This window comes from Actinoallomurus liliacearum (assembly GCF_039542035.1).
Lineage (GTDB): Bacteria > Actinomycetota > Actinomycetes > Streptosporangiales > Streptosporangiaceae > Actinoallomurus > Actinoallomurus liliacearum.
Map to the genome: position 1 here is coordinate 912,012 of NZ_BAABHJ010000008.1, position 17,548 is coordinate 929,559.

General features: G+C 71.9%; 16 protein-coding genes. 10 read left to right on the forward strand and 6 right to left on the reverse strand.

The features are described from left to right. Positions 1 to 23: 23 nt before the first annotated feature. Complete coding sequence (locus ABD978_RS19130) at positions 24 to 758, reverse strand: chromosomal replication initiator protein DnaA (RefSeq protein WP_345355723.1); 735 nt, start codon at positions 756 to 758, stop codon at positions 24 to 26. 129 nt (positions 759 to 887) lie between these two features. Here ABD978_RS19130 and mshD point away from each other — a divergent pair, with 129 nt between their 5' ends. From mshD to pstB, 5 genes are all read left to right on the forward strand, one after another. Next, a complete protein-coding gene (gene mshD / locus ABD978_RS19135) occupies positions 888 to 1,730 on the forward strand; it encodes a mycothiol synthase (RefSeq protein ID WP_345355958.1) in 843 nt (280 codons plus the stop codon). A 289-nt stretch (positions 1,731 to 2,019) separates the two neighbouring features. Beyond that, positions 2,020 to 3,120 carry a phosphate ABC transporter substrate-binding protein PstS gene (pstS, locus tag ABD978_RS19140; RefSeq protein WP_345355725.1) on the forward strand — a complete coding sequence of 367 codons (1,101 nt, stop codon included), beginning with the start codon at positions 2,020 to 2,022 and terminating at the stop codon, positions 3,118 to 3,120. A 107-nt stretch (positions 3,121 to 3,227) separates the two neighbouring features. Then, positions 3,228 to 4,205: a phosphate ABC transporter permease subunit PstC gene (gene pstC / locus ABD978_RS19145; RefSeq protein WP_345355727.1), complete on the forward strand. Its 978-nt coding sequence runs from the start codon at positions 3,228 to 3,230 to the stop codon at positions 4,203 to 4,205. Further along, entirely contained in the window at positions 4,202 to 5,098 is an 897-nt protein-coding gene (gene pstA, locus ABD978_RS19150; RefSeq protein ID WP_345355729.1) for a phosphate ABC transporter permease PstA, read from the forward strand. The genes pstC and pstA overlap by 4 nt, the downstream gene beginning before the upstream one ends. Positions 5,099 to 5,111: 13 nt before the next feature. Then, on the forward strand, positions 5,112 to 5,888 hold the full coding sequence (pstB, locus tag ABD978_RS19155) for a phosphate ABC transporter ATP-binding protein PstB (RefSeq protein WP_345355731.1): 777 nt from the start codon (positions 5,112 to 5,114) through the stop codon (positions 5,886 to 5,888). Between the two features lie 86 nt (positions 5,889 to 5,974). On the opposite strand, the gene ABD978_RS19160 is transcribed toward pstB, so the two are convergent. Continuing rightward, positions 5,975 to 6,973, reverse strand: coding sequence for an inorganic phosphate transporter (locus ABD978_RS19160; RefSeq protein WP_425550730.1), 999 nt, complete (start codon positions 6,971 to 6,973; stop codon positions 5,975 to 5,977). A 79-nt stretch (positions 6,974 to 7,052) separates the two neighbouring features. Beyond that, on the reverse strand, positions 7,053 to 7,670 hold the full coding sequence (locus ABD978_RS19165; protein WP_345355735.1) for a DUF47 domain-containing protein: 618 nt from the start codon (positions 7,668 to 7,670) through the stop codon (positions 7,053 to 7,055). Positions 7,671 to 7,893: 223 nt separating this feature from the next. On the opposite strand from ABD978_RS19165, the gene ABD978_RS19170 reads away from it, so the two are divergent. After that, complete coding sequence (locus ABD978_RS19170; RefSeq protein WP_345355737.1) at positions 7,894 to 8,175, forward strand: metal-sensitive transcriptional regulator; 282 nt, start codon at positions 7,894 to 7,896, stop codon at positions 8,173 to 8,175. Positions 8,176 to 8,262: 87 nt separating this feature from the next. On the opposite strand, the gene ABD978_RS19175 is transcribed toward ABD978_RS19170, so the two are convergent. Together ABD978_RS19175 and ABD978_RS19180 are read right to left on the reverse strand one after the other, a co-directional pair. After that, on the reverse strand, positions 8,263 to 8,451 hold the full coding sequence (locus ABD978_RS19175) for a hypothetical protein (protein ID WP_345355739.1): 189 nt from the start codon (positions 8,449 to 8,451) through the stop codon (positions 8,263 to 8,265). A 96-nt stretch (positions 8,452 to 8,547) separates the two neighbouring features. Then, positions 8,548 to 13,062 (reverse strand): hypothetical protein, encoded by a 4,515-nt coding sequence (locus tag ABD978_RS19180; protein ID WP_345355740.1) that lies wholly within the window; start codon positions 13,060 to 13,062, stop codon positions 8,548 to 8,550. A gap of 205 nt (positions 13,063 to 13,267) precedes the next feature. Here ABD978_RS19180 and ABD978_RS19185 point away from each other — a divergent pair, with 205 nt between their 5' ends. After that, the gene (locus tag ABD978_RS19185) at positions 13,268 to 13,855 is read left to right on the forward strand and encodes an RNA polymerase sigma factor (RefSeq protein ID WP_345355742.1); all 588 of its coding nucleotides are present in this window, start codon (positions 13,268 to 13,270) and stop codon (positions 13,853 to 13,855) included. Then, on the forward strand, positions 13,848 to 14,996 hold the full coding sequence (locus tag ABD978_RS19190; RefSeq protein ID WP_345355745.1) for a CU044_5270 family protein: 1,149 nt from the start codon (positions 13,848 to 13,850) through the stop codon (positions 14,994 to 14,996). The genes ABD978_RS19185 and ABD978_RS19190 overlap by 8 nt, the downstream gene beginning before the upstream one ends. Positions 14,997 to 15,190: 194 nt before the next feature. Here the strand turns inward: ABD978_RS19190 and ABD978_RS19195 are convergent, their stop codons facing one another. After that, complete coding sequence (locus ABD978_RS19195; RefSeq protein WP_345355747.1) at positions 15,191 to 15,718, reverse strand: gamma carbonic anhydrase family protein; 528 nt, start codon at positions 15,716 to 15,718, stop codon at positions 15,191 to 15,193. Between the two features lie 214 nt (positions 15,719 to 15,932). On the opposite strand from ABD978_RS19195, the gene ABD978_RS19200 reads away from it, so the two are divergent. Together ABD978_RS19200 and def are read left to right on the forward strand one after the other, a co-directional pair. After that, entirely contained in the window at positions 15,933 to 16,868 is a 936-nt protein-coding gene (locus ABD978_RS19200) for a DivIVA domain-containing protein (RefSeq protein WP_345355749.1), read from the forward strand. 57 nt (positions 16,869 to 16,925) lie between these two features. Then, positions 16,926 to 17,456: a peptide deformylase gene (gene def / locus ABD978_RS19205; protein WP_345355751.1), complete on the forward strand. Its 531-nt coding sequence runs from the start codon at positions 16,926 to 16,928 to the stop codon at positions 17,454 to 17,456. Positions 17,457 to 17,548: the final 92 nt, after the last annotated feature.

Here is a 17,548-nt window from a genome sequence, read left to right on the forward strand (position 1 = left end):
TCGGGGTTTCTCCGGGCGTCCGCTCAACGAGAGCCGTACGGGCCGTACGGGAAGCCCTGTGGGTCGTCGGGAGCGGATCTCCGCGAATCACGGTACCCGGACGGCTCGGACCGGTCGTACGTGTAGGCGGTGTCCGCGTACTCGTCCTGCGGAGCGGGTGACCCGTACGAGTGCCGCCCGGCGGAGCCGGGGGTGGAACGCGGCGGCGCGTACGGATCACCGGTGGCCGCGCCGTACGAGTCGGCGGGCGTGCCGTACGAGGGCGGTGAGGGCGTCTCTCGCGACTGTCGCGGGGCCGGCACGTACGGCTCCCACTCCGAGCTCTGAGCGGCCCGGGACGGCGCGTACGGCTCCCAGTCGGAGACCTCGGCGGGCCGGGGCGGCGTGTACGGCTGCTGCGCGGGCCCGCCGTAGGGCTCGCGGGGCTGCGTGGCGTACCCGTCGCGGCGGGCGGCGTGGGAGTCGCGCGGCCGCGCGGTGGATCCGTACGCGTCGTAGGCCGCGGGGGCGGGCCGGTAGGCGTCGTACGCCGTCGAAGCGGTGTGCCGTGGCGGCTCGAGCGCGGGCCGGTACGGCGTGGGCTCGAGGTCGTCTTCCTCGTACTCGGCGTCGTAGCCCTCATGGTCCTCCGCGAAGGCGGCGTCCGGGCCGGTCAGGACCCAGCGGCGGCCCATGAGCGCGAGTAGGAGAACGAGGAGCAGCACAGCGACGGGCACGGCGAGCGCACCGGCCATGATCGGGAGTCCGGGATCGCCCACGACGACCGCCTTCCGCGCAGGTGAAGGCCTGATCGTATGGCAACGTCCGCGCCGGATGGAAGGCTCCAGACAGATCTTCTGACTTCAATGGTCAAAGGGGCCGAGACTACGCTCGCGGTCGTGGACGTGATGACACGGGAACATTTGACGGACGACGAGGTCAGAGGCGCGTTGGCGGTCGTGGAGGCGGCCGCGGCGGCCGACGGCGTAGGACCGCTGGGCGAGAGCGCGCTGTTGTGGTTGCGGGACGGCGGTGGCGCGGTCCTCACGCGCGACGGGGGGACCCTCGCGGGGGTCGGGATCCTCGACCGTGACGTGGCCGAGTTCGCGGTCCATCCGGAGTTCCGGCGCCGGGGGCACGGCCGTGCCCTGGCCACCGCCCTGCGCGAGCAGGCCGGTTCGCTCCGGGTGTGGGCGCACGGCGAGCTGCCGGGCGCGGTGGCGCTGGCCGGTTCGCTGGGCTTCGAGCGGTTCCGGGCGCTGTGGCAGATGCGCCGTCCGCTGGACGCGTCGCTGCCGGAGGTGACGTGGCCCGCGGGCGTGCGGCTGCGGACCTTCCAGGCGGGGGCGGACGAGGACGCCTGGGTGCGGGTGAACGCCCGGGCCTTCGCGGACCACCCGGAGCAGGGCGCCTGGACCCGCGCGGACCTCGAGCGGCGGGAGCGTGAGCCGTGGTTCTCCCCGGAGGGGTTCTTCCTCGCGGAGCGGGCCGGCGAGCTGATCGGCTTCCACTGGACCAAGGTGGAGGACGGCGTCGGCGAGGTGTACGTCGTCGGCGTCGACCCGTCCGCCCAGGGGCTCGGACTCGGCCGGGCGCTGACCCTGACCGGCCTGCACCACCTGAGGTCGCTCGGCCTGCCGACGGTCATGTTGTACGCCGACGAGTCGAACACGCCCGCGACCAGCCTGTACGAACGGCTCGGCTTCGAGCACCACGCCACCGACGCGATGTACCGCGCCCCGGCCCGCTGACCCGTGCCGCGCGCCGGGGCGGACCGGCTGCATGCCGGAGCGGACCGGCGCCGGACGCCCGCTCGGCTCCTTCGGGGGCCGGGCGGGTGCCGCATCCTGGGGTGTTAACCCTACGGATGCCCTACGGAAGGGCTCCTTTCCCGACAAGTCACGATCACGTTCATCTTCCGTTCATCTGGATCGGAGTGACTGGACATCTCTCCTCCTTAGCGTCGGGTCTCGACGGTGCCCCCCGACCGTGCGAACGCTCGGGGCCCCGCCCCCACACTTGATTCGAGGAGAGACTTCGGTGATCAACAGCACTCGGCTGGCCGCTCTTGGCGGCGTAGCCCTTGCGGGTGCGCTCGCGCTGACCGCGTGCGGTACGGACGACAACGGCAGCAAGGGCAGCGGCAGCGGCGGCACCGCTGCGAGCGGCGACTGCGTGAAGACCACGGTGAACGCCGCCGGCTCGACGGCCCAGGCCAACGCGATCAGCGAGTGGACCAAGGGCTACCAGCAGAACTGCGCCGGAGCGAACCTCAACTACAACGCCAACGGTTCGGGCGCCGGCATCCAGGCGTTCACGCAGGGCCAGGTGGCCTTCGCCGGCTCCGACTCCGCGCTCAAGCCGGAGGAGCACGGCCCGGCCGACGCGCGCTGCAAGGACGGCAAGGCCATCGACCTCCCGATGGTCGTCGGCCCGATCGCGGTGGTCTACAACCTCAAGGGCGTCGACGGCCTGCAGCTGTCGCCGACCACCCTGGCGAGCATCTTCGCCGGCAAGGTCAAGAACTGGGACGACGCGGCGATCAAGAAGGACAACCCGCAGGCGAAGCTGCCCAGCACCCCGATCAAGACGGTGCACCGCGCCGACGACTCGGGCACGACGGACAACTTCACCAAGTTCCTCACGGACACCGCGCCGGACATCTGGAAGTTCGAGGGCGGCAAGAAGTGGACCGCTCCGGGCGGCCAGGGCGCGACCAAGTCCGACGGCGTCTCCACGGTCGTGAAGCAGACCGACGGCGCGATCTCCTACGCGGAGCTGTCCTACGCCACCAACGGCAAGCTGCAGACCGCGAAGATCGCCAACGGCTCGGGCCAGTTCGTCGAGGTCTCCTCCGACACCGCCTCCAAGGGTGCGGCGGGCGCCCAGATCGCCGGCACCGGCAATGACCTGGCCCTCAAGGTCGACTACAAGACCAAGGACGGTTACCCGATCATCCTGGTCACCTACGAGGTCGCCTGCGAGAAGGGTCTCCCCGACCAGCAGGCGAAGTTCGTCAAGTCCTACCTGACCTACACCTCCAGCCAGCAGGGCCAGTCGGTGCTCAGCGGCCTCGGCTACGCGCCGCTGCCCGACTCGATCCTGACCAAGGTCCAGGCCGCCGTGAAGGGCCTGTCCTGACCGAAGTGAGTACCGAGCCGGTGCGGGAGACCCGTACCGGCTCGGTCGCATGCATGTGAAGAGATCTCTATGAACGACAGGGTGAGTCGGTGGGCATGGGAGGCCGGATGACCAGCGAGACCCTCGAGCAGGGCGCGACCCGCGCTCTGGGCGGCAAAGCCCGCAAGATGAGTACCGGGCGTCTCGGGGACCGGCTGTTCGGCCTGTCCGCGAAGGGCTCCGGCATCCTGCTGCTCGCGATCATGGCGGCGATCGCGGTGTTCCTCATCGTGAAGGCGCTGCCGGCACTGCGGGCGGACAAGGCCAACTTCCTCACCTCACAGGAGTGGAACCCCGACGCCGCGCAGTCGCGGTTCGGGATCGCCCAGCTCACCTTCGGCACGGTCCTGTCGTCGGTGCTCGCGCTGGTCCTGGCCACGCCCGTCGCGGTGGGGATCGCGCTGTTCATCGCGTTCTACGCGCCGCGGCGGCTCGCGGACGGGCTCGGCTACGTCGTCGATCTGCTCGCCGCGGTGCCCAGCATCGTGTACGGCCTGTGGGGCCTGCAGTTCTTCGTTCCGAAGATGAACAGCGTGGCGACCTTCCTGCACGATGACTTCGGCTGGATCCCGCTGTTCGGCGGCGACACGGTCGGCGGGCAGTGCATCCTGACCGCCTCGATCGTGCTGGCGATCATGATCCTGCCGATCATCTCGTCGATCACCCGCGAGGTCTTCCTCCAGGTGCCGCGGCCCAACATCGAGGCCGCCCTCGCCCTGGGCGCGACGCGCTGGGAGGTCATCCGGCTGGCGGTCCTGCCGTTCGGCCGTTCCGGCATGATCAGCGCCTCGATGCTCGGCCTCGGCCGGGCCCTCGGCGAGACGATCGCGGTCGCGCTGGTCCTGGGCACCGCCTCCGGGATCAGCCTGCACCTGCTGAAGCCGGGCGGTAACACCTTCGCCGCCAACATCGCCAACACGTTCGCGATGGCCGGGAGGACCGGGCAGAGCGCGCTCATCGCCTCCGGCCTGGTGCTCTTCGTCATCACCCTTCTCGTGAACATGGCCGCCCGCGCGGTCATCGCCCGCCGCAAGGAGTTCGTGTGAGCACCCTCAACCAGGTGAGCACCGTCGACCTCACCGGCCCGTCCGGGGTCCGCAAGTTCAAGGACAAGCTCGCCTTCGTCGCGGTCTGCGGCGCGTTCGCGCTGGCCGTCATCCCGCTGGTGACGCTGCTGTACACGGTCATCAAGAACGGCGCCAAGCGGTTCGACATGGAGTTCTTCACCCACTCCATGAACGCCATCGGCGGCCGCGACGCGGGCGGCGGCGCGTACCACGCGATCATCGGCACGATCGAGCAGGTCGGCCTGGCCAGCGTGATCTCGATCCCCATCGGTGTGCTCACCGCGGTCTACCTCGTCGAGTACGGCGGGAACCGCAGGCTGGCGAAGGTCGTGACGTTCTTCGTCGACGTCATGACGGGCGTGCCGTCGATCGTGTCGGGCCTGTTCGTGTTCGCGTTCTGGATCGCGCTGCTCGGCTTCGAGTACATGGGCTTCGCCGGCTCGATGGCGCTGGCGGTGCTGATGCTGCCGACGGTCGTCCGGGCCACCGAGGAGATGCTCAAGCTCGTTCCGAACGACCTGCGCGAGGCGTCGTACGCGCTCGGCGTGCCGCGCTGGCGGACGATCTGCTTCGTCGTCCTGCCGACGGCCTTCACCGGCATCATCACCGGCGTCATGCTGGCCATCGCCCGCGTCATGGGCGAGACCGCGCCGCTGCTGATGACGGTGTTCGTCACCACGGCGATCAACAACAGCCCGTTCAAGGGCCCGCAGATGGCGCTGCCGCTGTTCGTCTGGGACCAGGCGCAGCTTCCCCAGCAGGTCGCCGTCGACCGGGCGTGGGCCGGTGCGCTCACGCTGATCCTCTTCGTCATGCTGCTCAACCTCGCGGCGCGCCTCATCGCCCGCCTGCGCAAGCCCGTATCCCGATAGGAGTACTCCCCCCATGGCCAAGCGGATCGAGGTCTCCGGGCTGAACGCCTACTACGGCAAGACCCGGGCCATCGAGGACATCTCGATGACGATCGAACCGCGCTCGGTGACCGCGTTCATCGGCCCCTCCGGGTGCGGCAAGTCGACGTTCCTGCGGACCCTCAACCGGATGCACGAGGTGATCCCGGGCGCGCGGGTCGAGGGCAAGGTGCTCCTCGACGAACTGGACCTGTACGGGTCGAGCGTCGACCCCGTCGCCGTACGACGGGTGATCGGCATGGTCTTCCAGCGACCGAACCCGTTCCCCACCATGTCGATCTACGAGAACGTCGTCGCGGGCCTGAAGCTCAACGGCGTCCGCCGCAAGGCACAGCTCGACGAGATCGTGGAGAAGTCCCTGCGCGGGGCGAACCTGTGGAACGAGGTCAAGGACCGGCTGGGCCGCCCGGGGGCCGGCCTGTCCGGCGGTCAGCAGCAGCGGCTCTGCATCGCCCGCGCCATCGCGGTCGAACCGCAGGTCCTGCTGATGGACGAGCCCTGCTCGGCGCTGGACCCCATCTCGACGCTGGCGATCGAGGACCTGATCGCCAACCTGAAGGACCAGTACACGATCGTCATCGTCACCCACAACATGCAGCAGGCGGCGCGGGTCAGCGACCGTACGGCCTTCTTCAACCTCGCGGGACCCGGCAAGCCGGGCCGGATGGTGGAGATCGACGACACCAACAAGATCTTCACGAAGCCGAGCGAGAAGGCCACGGAGGACTACATCACCGGCCGCTTCGGCTGATGCCGGACGAGAACGGGGCGGGAGGGCCGCTCGGCCCTCCCGCCCCGCCCGGCGTACCACCGGTGTTGGCCCGTTCCACGGACGGATCAGGCGAACAGGTGCTCGATCCAGTAGGCGAGAGCGGCGACGATGCCCGCCGCCGGAATCGTCAGGACCCAGGCGAACACGATGTTGCCCGCGACGCCCCAGCGGACCGCCGAGATCCGTTTGGTCGACCCGACGCCCATGATCGCGGCGGTGACCGTGTGCGTCGTGGACACCGGCGCCTGCCAGATGAACGCGGTCGCGTACAGGACGCTGGCCGCGGTCGCCTCGGCGGCGAACCCCTTCGGCGGGTCGAGCTCGATGACCTTGCGGCCGAGGGTCCGCATGATGCGCCAGCCGCCGGCGTACGTCCCGAGGGACAGCACCGCGGCGCACAGGAGGATCACCCACACCGGGACATGCGAGTCAGCGGCCCCCTGGTACCCGGTCGTGACCAGCGCGAGCACGATGATGCCCATGGTCTTCTGGGCGTCCTGCAGGCCGTGGCCGAGGGCCATCGCCGCCGCGGACAGCGACTGCGCGATGCGGAACCGCCGCCCGACCTTGCTGGGGTTCGAGTTGCGGAAGATCCACAGCATCACGACCATCACCAGGTAGCCGAGGACCAGCCCGATCAGCGGCGACAGCACCATCCACAGGACGACCTTGTAGATGACGCCGTGCCACAGCACGCTGCTGGACGCCGCCAGGGCCGCCCCGATCAGCCCGCCGACCAGTCCGTGGGTGGACGAGGAGGGCAGGCCGTAGTACCAGGTGACGAGGTTCCACACGATCGCGCCGATCAGCGCGGCCGCGACGATCGACAGGCCGTGCAGGTCCTTCGGCGGATCGATGATGCCGCTGCCGACCGTCTTGGCGACCCCCGTGCCGAGGAACGCCCCGACGAGGTTCATGACGGCGGCCATCGCCAGGGCGGCCCGGGGGGTGAGCGCCCTGGTGGAGACGGACGTGGCGATCGCGTTCGCCGCGTCGTGGAAACCGTTGGTGTAGTTGAAGAACAGCGCGATGCCCACGACGACGATGAGGGCCGTCAACTCCACGTCGGCGTCCCCTTCCTCGCTGCGAACCGCGGACATCGGTTGGCGGGCACGGCGGTCACACGCGTCGGCGACACGGAGATCACGATTCCTTGACCGCGATCGTCTCGACGATGTTGGCGACGTGCTCGAAAGCGTCCGCGGCGGCCTCGAGCTGGTCGACGACCTCCTTGACCTTCAGGACGGTGAGCGCGTCGTACTCGCCGCTGAACAGCTCGGCCAGCAGTCGCCGGTAGGTCTGGTCGCCCTGGTTCTCGAGCCGGTTGATCTCGATCCAGTACTCGCTGAGATCACGCAGCCCGCGCAGGCGCGGCATGGCCTCCGCGGTCAGCTCGGCCGCCCGCTCCAGCACCTCGACCTGGGCGACGACGTCGCGAGGCAGCTCCTCGATCTTGTAGAGCAGTACGAGGTCGGCCGCCGCCTCCATGAAGTCCATGACGTCGTCGAGGGTCGACGCGAGCCGGTAGATGTCCTCCCGGTCGAAGGGCGTGATGAAGCTCTCGTTGAGCCTACGCATGATCGCGTGAGTGAACTCGTCGCCCGCATGCTCGCAGGCGCGCATCTTCTCCGCGATCGCCTCACGGTCGGCCCCGTCGCCTATCAGCTCCACGAGTAGCCTGGCACCAGTCACCAAGTTGTTCGCGGAATCCGCGAACATGTCGTAGTAGCTGTCCTCACGCGGGGTGAGTCGGAATCGCACGTCCTTCTCCTGAAGTGCGGGAACAGTCCGCTGAGGATGGTACGGCTTACCAGGGGGAAAGCGAACCTTCGCCCCCCTGTTACTTCACCGCACCACTCCTCGCGTGTCGGGTCGGTCACGGCGACCCGCCTCGGGTCTCGGGGTCGTTTCGTCCCCTGCCCCGGGGCGTACGCCTCAAACGATCACTTGGGCATCTACCCCCAGGGGGTATAGAGTGGCCGGTATGCACGGGTACGCGAAGGACAAAGACGCCTACCTCGTCCGGTTGCGCCGCATCGAGGGCCAGGTACGGGGCCTGCAGCGGATGGTAGCCGAGGATGAGTACTGCATCGACGTTCTCACCCAGGTGTCGGCGGTCACCCGTGCCTTGCAGTCCGTCGCGCTCGGGCTGCTGGAGGACCATCTCGGCCACTGCGTCGCCCAGGCCGTGAGCGAAGGCGGCCCGGCGGCCGAGGAGAAGGTCAAGGAGGCCTCGGCGGCCATCGCGCGCCTCGTCAAGTCGTGACCGTCACCGGCGGGTGAGCCGGTGAGCGGAGAAGCCGATCGGGGGGAAACCGGTCGGCGCATCCCCGCGTGCGCCGACCCCACGTCGTTACGACCGTGTCGCGTGGCCGATCCCGAGCACCAAGTCGATCTCATCGGTCGTCAACGGCCGATCCGCCGTCGCGACGGCGCTGAGCATCTCGGAGTACAGCTCGATCTCATCCAACGCGACCCGGTCGTGGACGCGCATATCGAGGTTCGACTGGCGCACCGCGTCCACCTCCGTTCGTCCCCACACCTGTGGAAAAGGCTACGCGCCCGACCCGTCGACGGACATGACCCAAGAGGGCCATTCGGCCGCCACCCGCCGAGGTGGGTTCGGGGCCACCCAGGACTACCGCCGGGTACGGTCCTCGTGGAGGCTCCGCAGCAGCCGCTCCGCCTGCGAATCGGGCAGGTCACGCACGGTGAGGCGGGCCACCGTCGCCGCGTCGACCCGGGCCCCCGCGAGTCGCGCCGCCTGCCGCGCGACGATCGCGTCGAACAGCCGGCGCACCGTCTCGGCGAACGCGAACCGCCGCGATCCGCGCATCTCGCCGAACCACCCCAGCAGTTCGACGCGCAGCTCCTCGTCCAACAGGTAGAGCTCGCGCTCGGCGAACCGGGAGAACAACTGCACGAGCTGACGGTCGGTCGGCTCCCGGAACTCCACGATCGCCCCGAACTCCGCGCGGAACCCCGGATTCGCGAGCAGGAAGCCGTCCATCTCGTCCGGTTCACTGGAGCAGACGACCAGGAACCTGTCGCGGCGGTCGGCCATCTGCCGGAGCAGCGCGGCGACCGCCCCGGGCATCCGGTCGAGCAGGGAGGCGTTCTCGATCAGCAGCACGCCCCCGGCCGCCCGGTCCGCCTGCGCCGCGACCTTGGCCGCCGCGTCGCCGCCGGCGAGGTCGCGCGCGTCGCACACCACCACCTGACCCGAGCCGAGGAGACCCAGCGCGGCGTACGCTCCGCCGACCAGCCCGGCGACCGACCGCTTCCCGGTGCCCGGACGGCCCAGGAAGATCAGATGACGGCCGGACGGCAGCCCCCGCGCCGCGCGCTCGGCGGCGCGTCGGGCTTCGGCGACCAGGCCACCGACGGTCTGCTTCACCTCGTCCAGCCCGATCATCTCGTCGAGCGTGCGCAGGAAGCCGTCGACGTCCCCCGGGGCCCGCAGGGCCGGCTCGATCTCCTCGGCCACGCCGCCGAAGTCCTCCGGCGTGAGGACCAGTCGGTCCCGGGACGCCCCGAACCGGTCGGTGTGCCGCGCGACCGCACGGTCGAGGTACGCCTCGACGAGACGCGCGTTCACCAGGTCGCCGTACCCGGACAACCTCGGCAGGTCGGCCCTGACGGTTTGCAGGGCGGGGGCGTTCACCGTCACGCGGCGCTCGTCCGCCAGCACGTGGACGAGCGCCAGCCGGGTCTCCACGTCGGCCAGGTCCGGCAGCCGGAACACCCGGAACACCCCCGCGAGCTGCGGAAAGTCGGTCTTCAGCCGGTCGTACGCGTTCGGCTCGCAGGTCGCGATCAGCGCGGCCGCGCCCTCCCGGGAACGGACGACGGCCGCAGCGACCGCCGCGGGGTCGGATGCCCGCCGCAGGGCCGCGTCGACCCACTCCAGCAGCAGCGGCACGCCGCCGCCCAAGGCCGCGCCGAGAACCCCGGTGGCGTCACCGAGCTCGGTGCCGTCGACCGTACGGACGGAGCCGTCGCCCCGGCCCGCGCCGGCGAGCGTACGGGCGAGGAGGCGGGCGAACCTGCGCTGCCCGCTGTGCGGAGCGCCGACGACGAGCACGGCGGGCGCCGTCTCCTCCCCAGAGGACGCCCGGCGGTGCACATCGTCGAGGAGCCCTGCGAGATCGTCGGCACCGGAGACGAACCGGATCCCGAACCGCTCGGTCACCTCGGGCAGGACGGTCCCGGCGGGCGGCGGCTCGATCTCGCCGACCGGACGGCCCGGCACGGGCGCGCCCAGGAGGTCGCCCACCATCGTCTGCGACATGATCCGCGTGCCCGGCCGCTCCCCCGCGCCCTCGCCGAGGACATGGGTACGCGGAGGTCCGGACGCGGCCCCACCGGCCCACGCGCCAGGCCCCGGCAGCGGCGGCTGCGGCTGCGGCGCGTGATCCGGCCTCGGCTCCCCTTGCTGCGGCCGATCCCCCGGCGCGCCGCCCCGCCACGGGGCATCGGCCGGTCGCGGGGCGCCACCCGGCGACGGCGCATCCCCCGGTCGCGGCATGCCGCCCGGCCACGGGGCATCAGCCGGTCGCAGCGCGCCTGCGGGCGACGGCGCGTCGGCCGGTCGCGGGGCGCCGCCTGGAGTCGGGGGCGCGAGAGGTCCGGGCATGCCCGGTGGGAGTACGGGCGCGGGAGGCACGGGAGGCCCGGCCGGCGAAGGCGGGGCGGACGGCAGCGGCGGCGTGCCGCCGACCGGCATCCATCCATCCGCCCGGGTGCCGTCCACCAGCGGGTCGACGTACGTGGCGTCGGCCGACGCCCCCGGCGACAGCGGCGGATCCAGCATCGTGGCCTCGCCCGCGTGGGGACCCCCTCCCCACACGGGCGCGGACCCCGACTCGGCGGACGACCGCCAGAGCCCCGTCGAAGGCGGCACCGGCACAGGCGAAGCCATGCCGAACGCCACGTCCGCCGAGACGTCCGGCGAGACGTCCGGCGAGACGTCCGGCGAGACGTCCGGCGAGACGTCCGGCGAGACGTCCGGCGAGACGTCCGGCGAGACGTCCGGCGAGACGTCCGGTGCGTCGTCCTCGATCCGCGTCGCGAGGGGGTCGCCCTGCGCCGGACCGCCCCCCGCCTTCTCAACGGCGGATCCGCGAACATCGGCCGAACCGCCGTCCGCCTTCTCCTCAGCGGATCCGGCGGGAACCTGCGCCGGACCGGTGTCGTCCCTCTCCTGGGCGGATTCGGCAAGAGCGGGCGCCGGGTCGCAGTCGGCCTTTTCACCGACGGATCCGTCAGAAACACGGGCCGGACCACCGTCCGCCTCCTCCTCGGCGGAGTCGGCGGAAGTCTGCGCCGGACCGGCGTCCGCCTTCTCCCCGGCGGAATCGGCGGAACCATGTGCCGGGTCGCCGTCCGCCTTCCCGACGTATCCAGCAGGGGTGGGCATCAGGTCGCCTGCCGCACTCTCCCCGACGGAGCCCGCGGCCGCCGCCGCGGCCCCGGCCACTGGCGGAGGGCCCGCGTCCACCATCGTCCCGTCCACAGGCGGCACCGCCGAAGAAGCAGCCTGCGCCGGGCCCGCGCCCATCGCCGCTGCGGGCTCTGCGGGATCGGCGTCCGGGGTGCTTCGGGTCGGGGCCGGGGGGGCCGCCCAGGCGGGGGCCTGACCGGGCGGGCCGGTGGGCGGCTGATGCGCGACCGGCGGTACGGCCGGCGGCGCCTCGGGGGCCGGCGTGGAGGGGTACTGCCGGGCCAGCGGGGCGATGCCGGGGGTCGGTGTCACCGGGTCTGCGGGCGCCGCCGACGCGGCGCGGTCGGTGCCGAGGATCTCGGCCAGGACGGCGACCGGCACGGGGAAGCCGCGCGGGCGGGCCGGGATACCGCCGCCCAGCCGGCACCAGGCGAGGTCCGCGGCGTACACCGTGGCGAGGAGCGCGCCGCGTGCCGCCGGCCGGAGGCTCTCGACGCGCCGCCGGAGGAGAGGCGGCAGCCGGCCGTCCTGCGGCCAGAAGCGCCGCAGCGGGTGGTCGGTGCCGGCGAGGATCGCCTGGGTCGCGCGCCGGGTCTCCGGATCGAGCCATACGATCACCTGCTCGACGACGTCGCGCCGGACGACCGCCATGTCGGCGGCCAGCAGTGCCGCCGCGATGAGGCGGGGCTCGACGTACCCGTGTTCGGCCGGGTCGCCGGCGATCGAGGCGAGACAGACGGCCAGGTCGTAGAACGCGTTGCGGAAGTGCTCGCCCGCCGACGCCTCGATGCGCAGCGCCGGCGCCAGGGCGGGCGGGCACCGTGTGAGCCACTGCTGGACGATCGCCTGGTCGCCGTACGGGAGGGCGCCGTAGTCGACGGTGGGATCGTGCAGAGTGGCGCCGAGGATGGCGAGGAGGGCGTCCGCGCGGGCCCGGAAGCGCGTGTCCTCGCGGAGGGCGCTGGCCATCGCCCACATCGTCCGCAGGATGACGACGGCCGCGTCGACCCGGTGGGCGCGCAGCCGCTCGGCGTACAGGCCGACCAGAAACTCCAGCGGCGGCGGGGTGAGCCAGCGTGGGCCGTCGACCCCCGGCAGCGGGCGGGCGCGGTACGGCGACCACAGGCCGAGCAGTTGGGCGTCGAGCCCGGAGTAGAACACCGGGACCGCGGCGGACCAGAGCATCACGCCCCAGCCGACGGCCACCGTGCTCGGCGTGGACGGGCTGAAGGCGTTCCACCAGTGCGGGTAGTCCTGCGCGGGGAGGGCCGCCGCCGACTCGACCGTGGCACGTACGCGGGCCGTCACCTCGGGCCGTACGTCGACGTCCACGAAGGGCAGCGCCTGCGGCGGTTCGACGGTGAAGTCGGGTCCGGAGGGCACCAGGTGGGGAGGGATGCGCGGCACCGGCATGCCCTGCCCGAGGGGGCGCGCCGACGTCCGCGTCATCGGCAGCCGGGGCGGCGGGCAGAGGTGCCACTGGCCGTCGGCCGGTAGCCAGCGGTACCAGCGGGCCCAGGCGCCGAACAGCCACCACGTGCCGTCGGGCAGGACGAGCATCCGGCCGGCGACGAGGTTCTGCCGCTGGAGGGGCGGCGTCGTTGGCCACCAGCCGGCCGTCACCATGGCACGCGTGTCACGCTCGACCACCGCGAACGGATCCTGGGCGGCGGCCGAAGGCACCTCGCCGTACGCCTGCCCCCAGACCACCATGCAATGGTAAACGCCACCCCAAGACCGTCGGGTCACTGCGATCACGGAGCAGAACCACCCGATCGCCCATACGTGTCGGCCTCGGCGAAGCCCTCGGACCGGAAAATCGCGGATCGGGAGCGAAAGCGATCGGGCGAAGGCGCGGAGTACAGGTGTCCGCTGACCACCTCGCCCGGGAGGCGCCCATGACGGAGAGCAAGACGTGACCGGCCTGGCCGGCACGCGGACGGCCGGGAGGATGAGCGACGCCGACCTCGTCCGGGAGTACCGCCGTGACCCGGACGGGTTCACCGCCGTGTACGACCGGTACTTCGGCGACGTCCACCGGTACGTCGCAGGACGGCTCGACACGCAGGCGGCCGACGACATCGCGGCCGAGACGTTCCTGGTGGCGTTCCGCAAGCGGGAGCGGTTCGACCCCGCGCGCGGGGCGCTCCGGCCGTGGCTGTTCGGCATCGCCACCAAGCTCGTCGCCCAGCATCGGCGCGTCGAGGCGCGGCACTACGAGACCCTCGCCCGCGCGCGGACGGCCCCCGACGACCACGGCCACGAGAACGAGGTCGTCACGGCGGTCGCCGCGGCCGGTCTGCAGCCGCAGCTGGCCCGGGCGCTCGCCGCGCTGACCCGCAAGGAGCGGGACGTCCTGCTGCTCGTGGCGCTGGCCGACTTCAGCCATGAGGAGGTCGCCCAGGCCCTGCGCATCCCGTACGGCACCGTCGGCTCGCGTCTCAACCGGGCCCGGAAGAAGCTTCGCACCGCACTCGAGAAGGAGATCGACGGCAATGGATGAGCTGCGCATGGTCCGCACGATGCTGGACAAGCCGGCGCCCGACCACGTGGCCGTCGCGCAGGGGCGCGACCGGCTCCGTACGGCGATGGGCGGCCGACGCCGTACGATGCCCGCCCGCCGGACCCTGTGGATGACGGGCGGCCTCGGCCTCACCGCCGCGACGGCCGCGGCGGCGGTCGCGATCACCACGACCGGCACCGCGGGTCCGGCCGGCGACCGGTCGGCGGGCCCGCGCGGCGGTACGCCCACGACGACGCTGAGCGCGCGTTCGATCCTGCTGGCCGCCGCGACCGAGGCGGACGGTCAGGCGGACGGCGTCGGCGCGTACTGGCACACCACGATCGTGGACCGGAACACCTACCGGGTGGTCGGCGGCGGCTACACCGTCGTCGAGCAGGGGCAGCACGAGCAGTGGACGCCGAGCCGGCCGGGGCGGCCGCAGTGGGCGAGTGACCGCTCGCTCGGCGCCCGGCCGGCCGGCGCCGCCGACACGGCGGCCTGGCAGCGCGCGGGCTCCCCCGGCACGTTCAAGGTGGCGGTTCCGGGCAAGCGTCTCGCGCCGATGACCCTCTCCACGCAGCCGGGCAAGGCGAGTGTCGACCGCGCTCCGCTCGTCGACGGCGACAAGGTCTTCTGGCTCGGCCGCAACGTCACCATGAAGGACCTCCGCGCGCTGCCCGCCGACCCGCAGCGGCTGAAGGCCGCCCTGAAGCGCTGGTACCAGGGGCACGACACCGAGTCGTCGAGCGAGCCGATGTCCTCGGACCTGTGGCTGTACACCGTCGCCCAGGGCCTGATCACGGAGATGCCGGTGACCCCGAAGGTCCGGGGCGCGGCGTTCCGGATGCTCGCGGACCTGCGGACGGTCACGGCGATCGGCCGGGTCAAGGACGCCCAGGGCCGGCCGGGCACGGCGATCGCCATCACCGAGCGGACGAAGCTCGGCGGCACGATCCAGCACCGCCTCATCATCGACACCGCCGCCGGACGGGCGCTGGGCGAGGAACTCGTGGTCGTCACGCCGGGCGAAGCAACGGCGGGCCTGGCACCCGGTTCGGTGTCGAGCTCCACGACGGTGGTCACGCAGGGCTGGACCGACTCGGCGCCGACCAAGCCCACCGGACCGCAGCGCGGCCGCTGACCCCCGACCACCGCTGATCGCGCGGGCCGGACCGGACCCCACCGGCGTACAGGGGCTCCGGCCCGCGCGACCCGCCCCGGCAGGGCGCGGCGTTCCCGCCGAGCCCAGCGTTCCCGCCGGGCGCGGCCTCCCGGTCGGACACGGCATCCCGGCCGGGCGAGTGCGGCAGATGCGTCCCACGGTCGGGGTGGGCGTCAGCTCCAGCGGGCCTCGCGGTGCAGGGCGGCCTTGCGCACGTACGTCTCGGGGGTGTAGGCGAGCACCGCCCGGTCGTCGTCGTTCAGCTCCCGGACGACCTTGCCGGGGACGCCCGCGACGAGCACACCGGAGGGGATCTTCTTCCCGGGGCCGACGAGCGCGCCCGCCGCGACGAGCGTTCCCGCGCCGATCCGCGCGCCGTTCAGCACGATCGCGCCGATGCCGATCAGCGAACCGGTCTCGACGTACGCGCCGTGCACCATGGCCTTGTGCCCCAGACTCACCCGGTCCTCCAGCACCGCGGGCATGCCCGGGTCCGCGTGCAGGCAGGACAGGTCCTGGATGTTGCACTCCTCGCCGACGATGATCTCCTCGTCGTCGCCGCGCAGCACCGAGCCGTACCAGACGTTGGCCGCCCGGCCGAGCCGCACACGGCCGACGACGACGGCTCCGGGAGCCACCCACGCCTCCGGATGGATGTCGGGTCGGTGGTCGCCGAGGGTGCCGTGGAAGAAGTCAGTCACGGTCGTCAAGTCTAGAAGCGGCGGCGGGGCCGTCCCCGGCCGGTCGGCGCGGCATATTTCCCAAAAACTGCATTTTGCGATATTTAACCTGGGAAGACTCTCGTGTCGCCGCACCGACGGGCCAGGAATTCCTGCGAGTAGCCGCATTCCCCTTGCGTGAAAAGGGGGGAACCATCGAGAGTCGTCACAGACGTTCCTTCGACCCCCAAGGGCTATGAGCAACGAAGCCGAGATCCTGCCGAACCTCTTCCGCGAGGAGCCCCTCCGCGAGGAGACGTTCGAGATCGTCATGCGCGGTTACAACCGCCGCCAGGTCGACGAATACATCGCCCGTACCCGTAACCAGATCCGCGAGCTCGAGGCCCGCCTGTCCCGGGCCCTCGACGAGGTCGAGCGCACGCGCCGCGAGATGACCGAGGTCCGCGAGGCCCGGCGTCCGACCGGTGACGACCTCAGCGAGCGGCTTCGTCAGATCATCAACCTCGCCGAGGAAGAGGCCCAGTCGAAGCTCGGCGAGGCCGAGCGCAACGGCGCCCAGATCCAGCAGGACGCCGAGCGCGCGGCCAAGCAGATCATCGACGAGGCCCAGGGCAAGTCCGAGCGCGCGGTCGCCCAGGCCCAGGAGAACGCCGGCCACATGCTGTCGGCGGCCCAGCAGGAGGCCGAGCGGATCGCGACCGCGGCCAAGAACGAAGCGGACACGCTGGTCACCGAAGCCCGTACGGAGGCCGAGCGCACGCTCACCACGGCCGAGCGCCGTTCGTCGGTCATCAACGAGGACGCCTCCGCGCGCCTGGCTCAGCTCACGAAACAGCACACGAAGGCCCTCGGCCGGCTCAGCGAGATCACCGAGACGCTCGTGACGCTGCTGGAGCAGGAGGAGAAGGCCGGCCCACTGGAGGAGATGGTCGCGGGCGCCGTCGCCCAAGGCGATGCGGAGCGGCCCGCGGCCCGTCCCGAGCAGCCGCAGCAGGCACCGCAGCCACCGCAGGCGCAGCAGCAGCCGCCGCAGCCGACGAGCGGTCGCCACCACCAGCCGTCGGCGCCGGCCCAGCCTCCGGTGCCGCCCCAGGCCCAGCCCCAGCCGGTGCAGCAGCCCCAGGAGCGCAATGTCCAGGTGTTCCCGGCGAGCGGCGAGCCCGCGGAGTGACGATCGGGCCGGTGACCGTTGGTCGGTCACCGGCCCGATCATCTAGAGTCCTGGTCTGTGAGACGACGACGCGGCGGTGCGGGCACCGTACGCCCGATCCGCTACATGGGCGATCCCGTTCTGCGCACCGAGTGCGACCCGGTGCGGTCCTTCGACGCCGACCTGCGGCGACTCATCGACGACATGTTCGCGTCGATGTACGCCAATGACGGCGCCGGACTCGCGGCCAACCAGATCGGCGTCTCCCTCCAGGTCTTCGTCTACGACTGCGATGACGACGCGGGCCGTAACCACGTCGGCCACGTCGTCAACCCGGTGCTGGTGTCCGCCGACGGCGAGACCGTGACGGACGACGAGGGCTGCCTGTCGCTGCCCGGCCTCCGCTTCCCGACGCCGAGGTACGGCCATGCCGTCGTCGAGGGCGTCGACATGACGGGAGCGCCGCTGCGCGTCGAGGGAACCGGCTACTTCGCCCGCTGCCTCCAGCACGAGACGGGCCACCTGGGCGGCCGGCTGTACGTCGACACGCTGCAGGGCGACGCGCGCAAGGCCGCGCTCCGCGCCGTCCGCGCCGCCGACTGGAGCTGACGGCTCCGCCCCTCTCGGGAAGATCGTCTCCTGTTAGAGTCGTCCCGTGCCGACCCTCACCGCCCATTGGTGGCGCCGCCCTTAGGCGGCCT

What these genes read in the sequence shown, in the direction of transcription:
- ABD978_RS19170 (WP_345355737.1), top strand. Translation starts at nt 7,894, where the DNA reads ATGCACGGGTACGCGAAGGACAAAGACGCCTACCTCGTCCGGTTGCGC.
- pstC (WP_345355727.1), top strand. Translation starts at nt 3,228, where the DNA reads ATGACCAGCGAGACCCTCGAGCAGGGCGCGACCCGCGCTCTGGGCGGC.
- ABD978_RS19200 (WP_345355749.1), top strand. Translation starts at nt 15,933, where the DNA reads ATGAGCAACGAAGCCGAGATCCTGCCGAACCTCTTCCGCGAGGAGCCC.
- pstB (WP_345355731.1), top strand. Translation starts at nt 5,112, where the DNA reads ATGGCCAAGCGGATCGAGGTCTCCGGGCTGAACGCCTACTACGGCAAG.
- ABD978_RS19190 (WP_345355745.1), top strand. Translation starts at nt 13,848, where the DNA reads ATGGATGAGCTGCGCATGGTCCGCACGATGCTGGACAAGCCGGCGCCC.
- mshD (WP_345355958.1), top strand. Translation starts at nt 888, where the DNA reads ATGACACGGGAACATTTGACGGACGACGAGGTCAGAGGCGCGTTGGCG.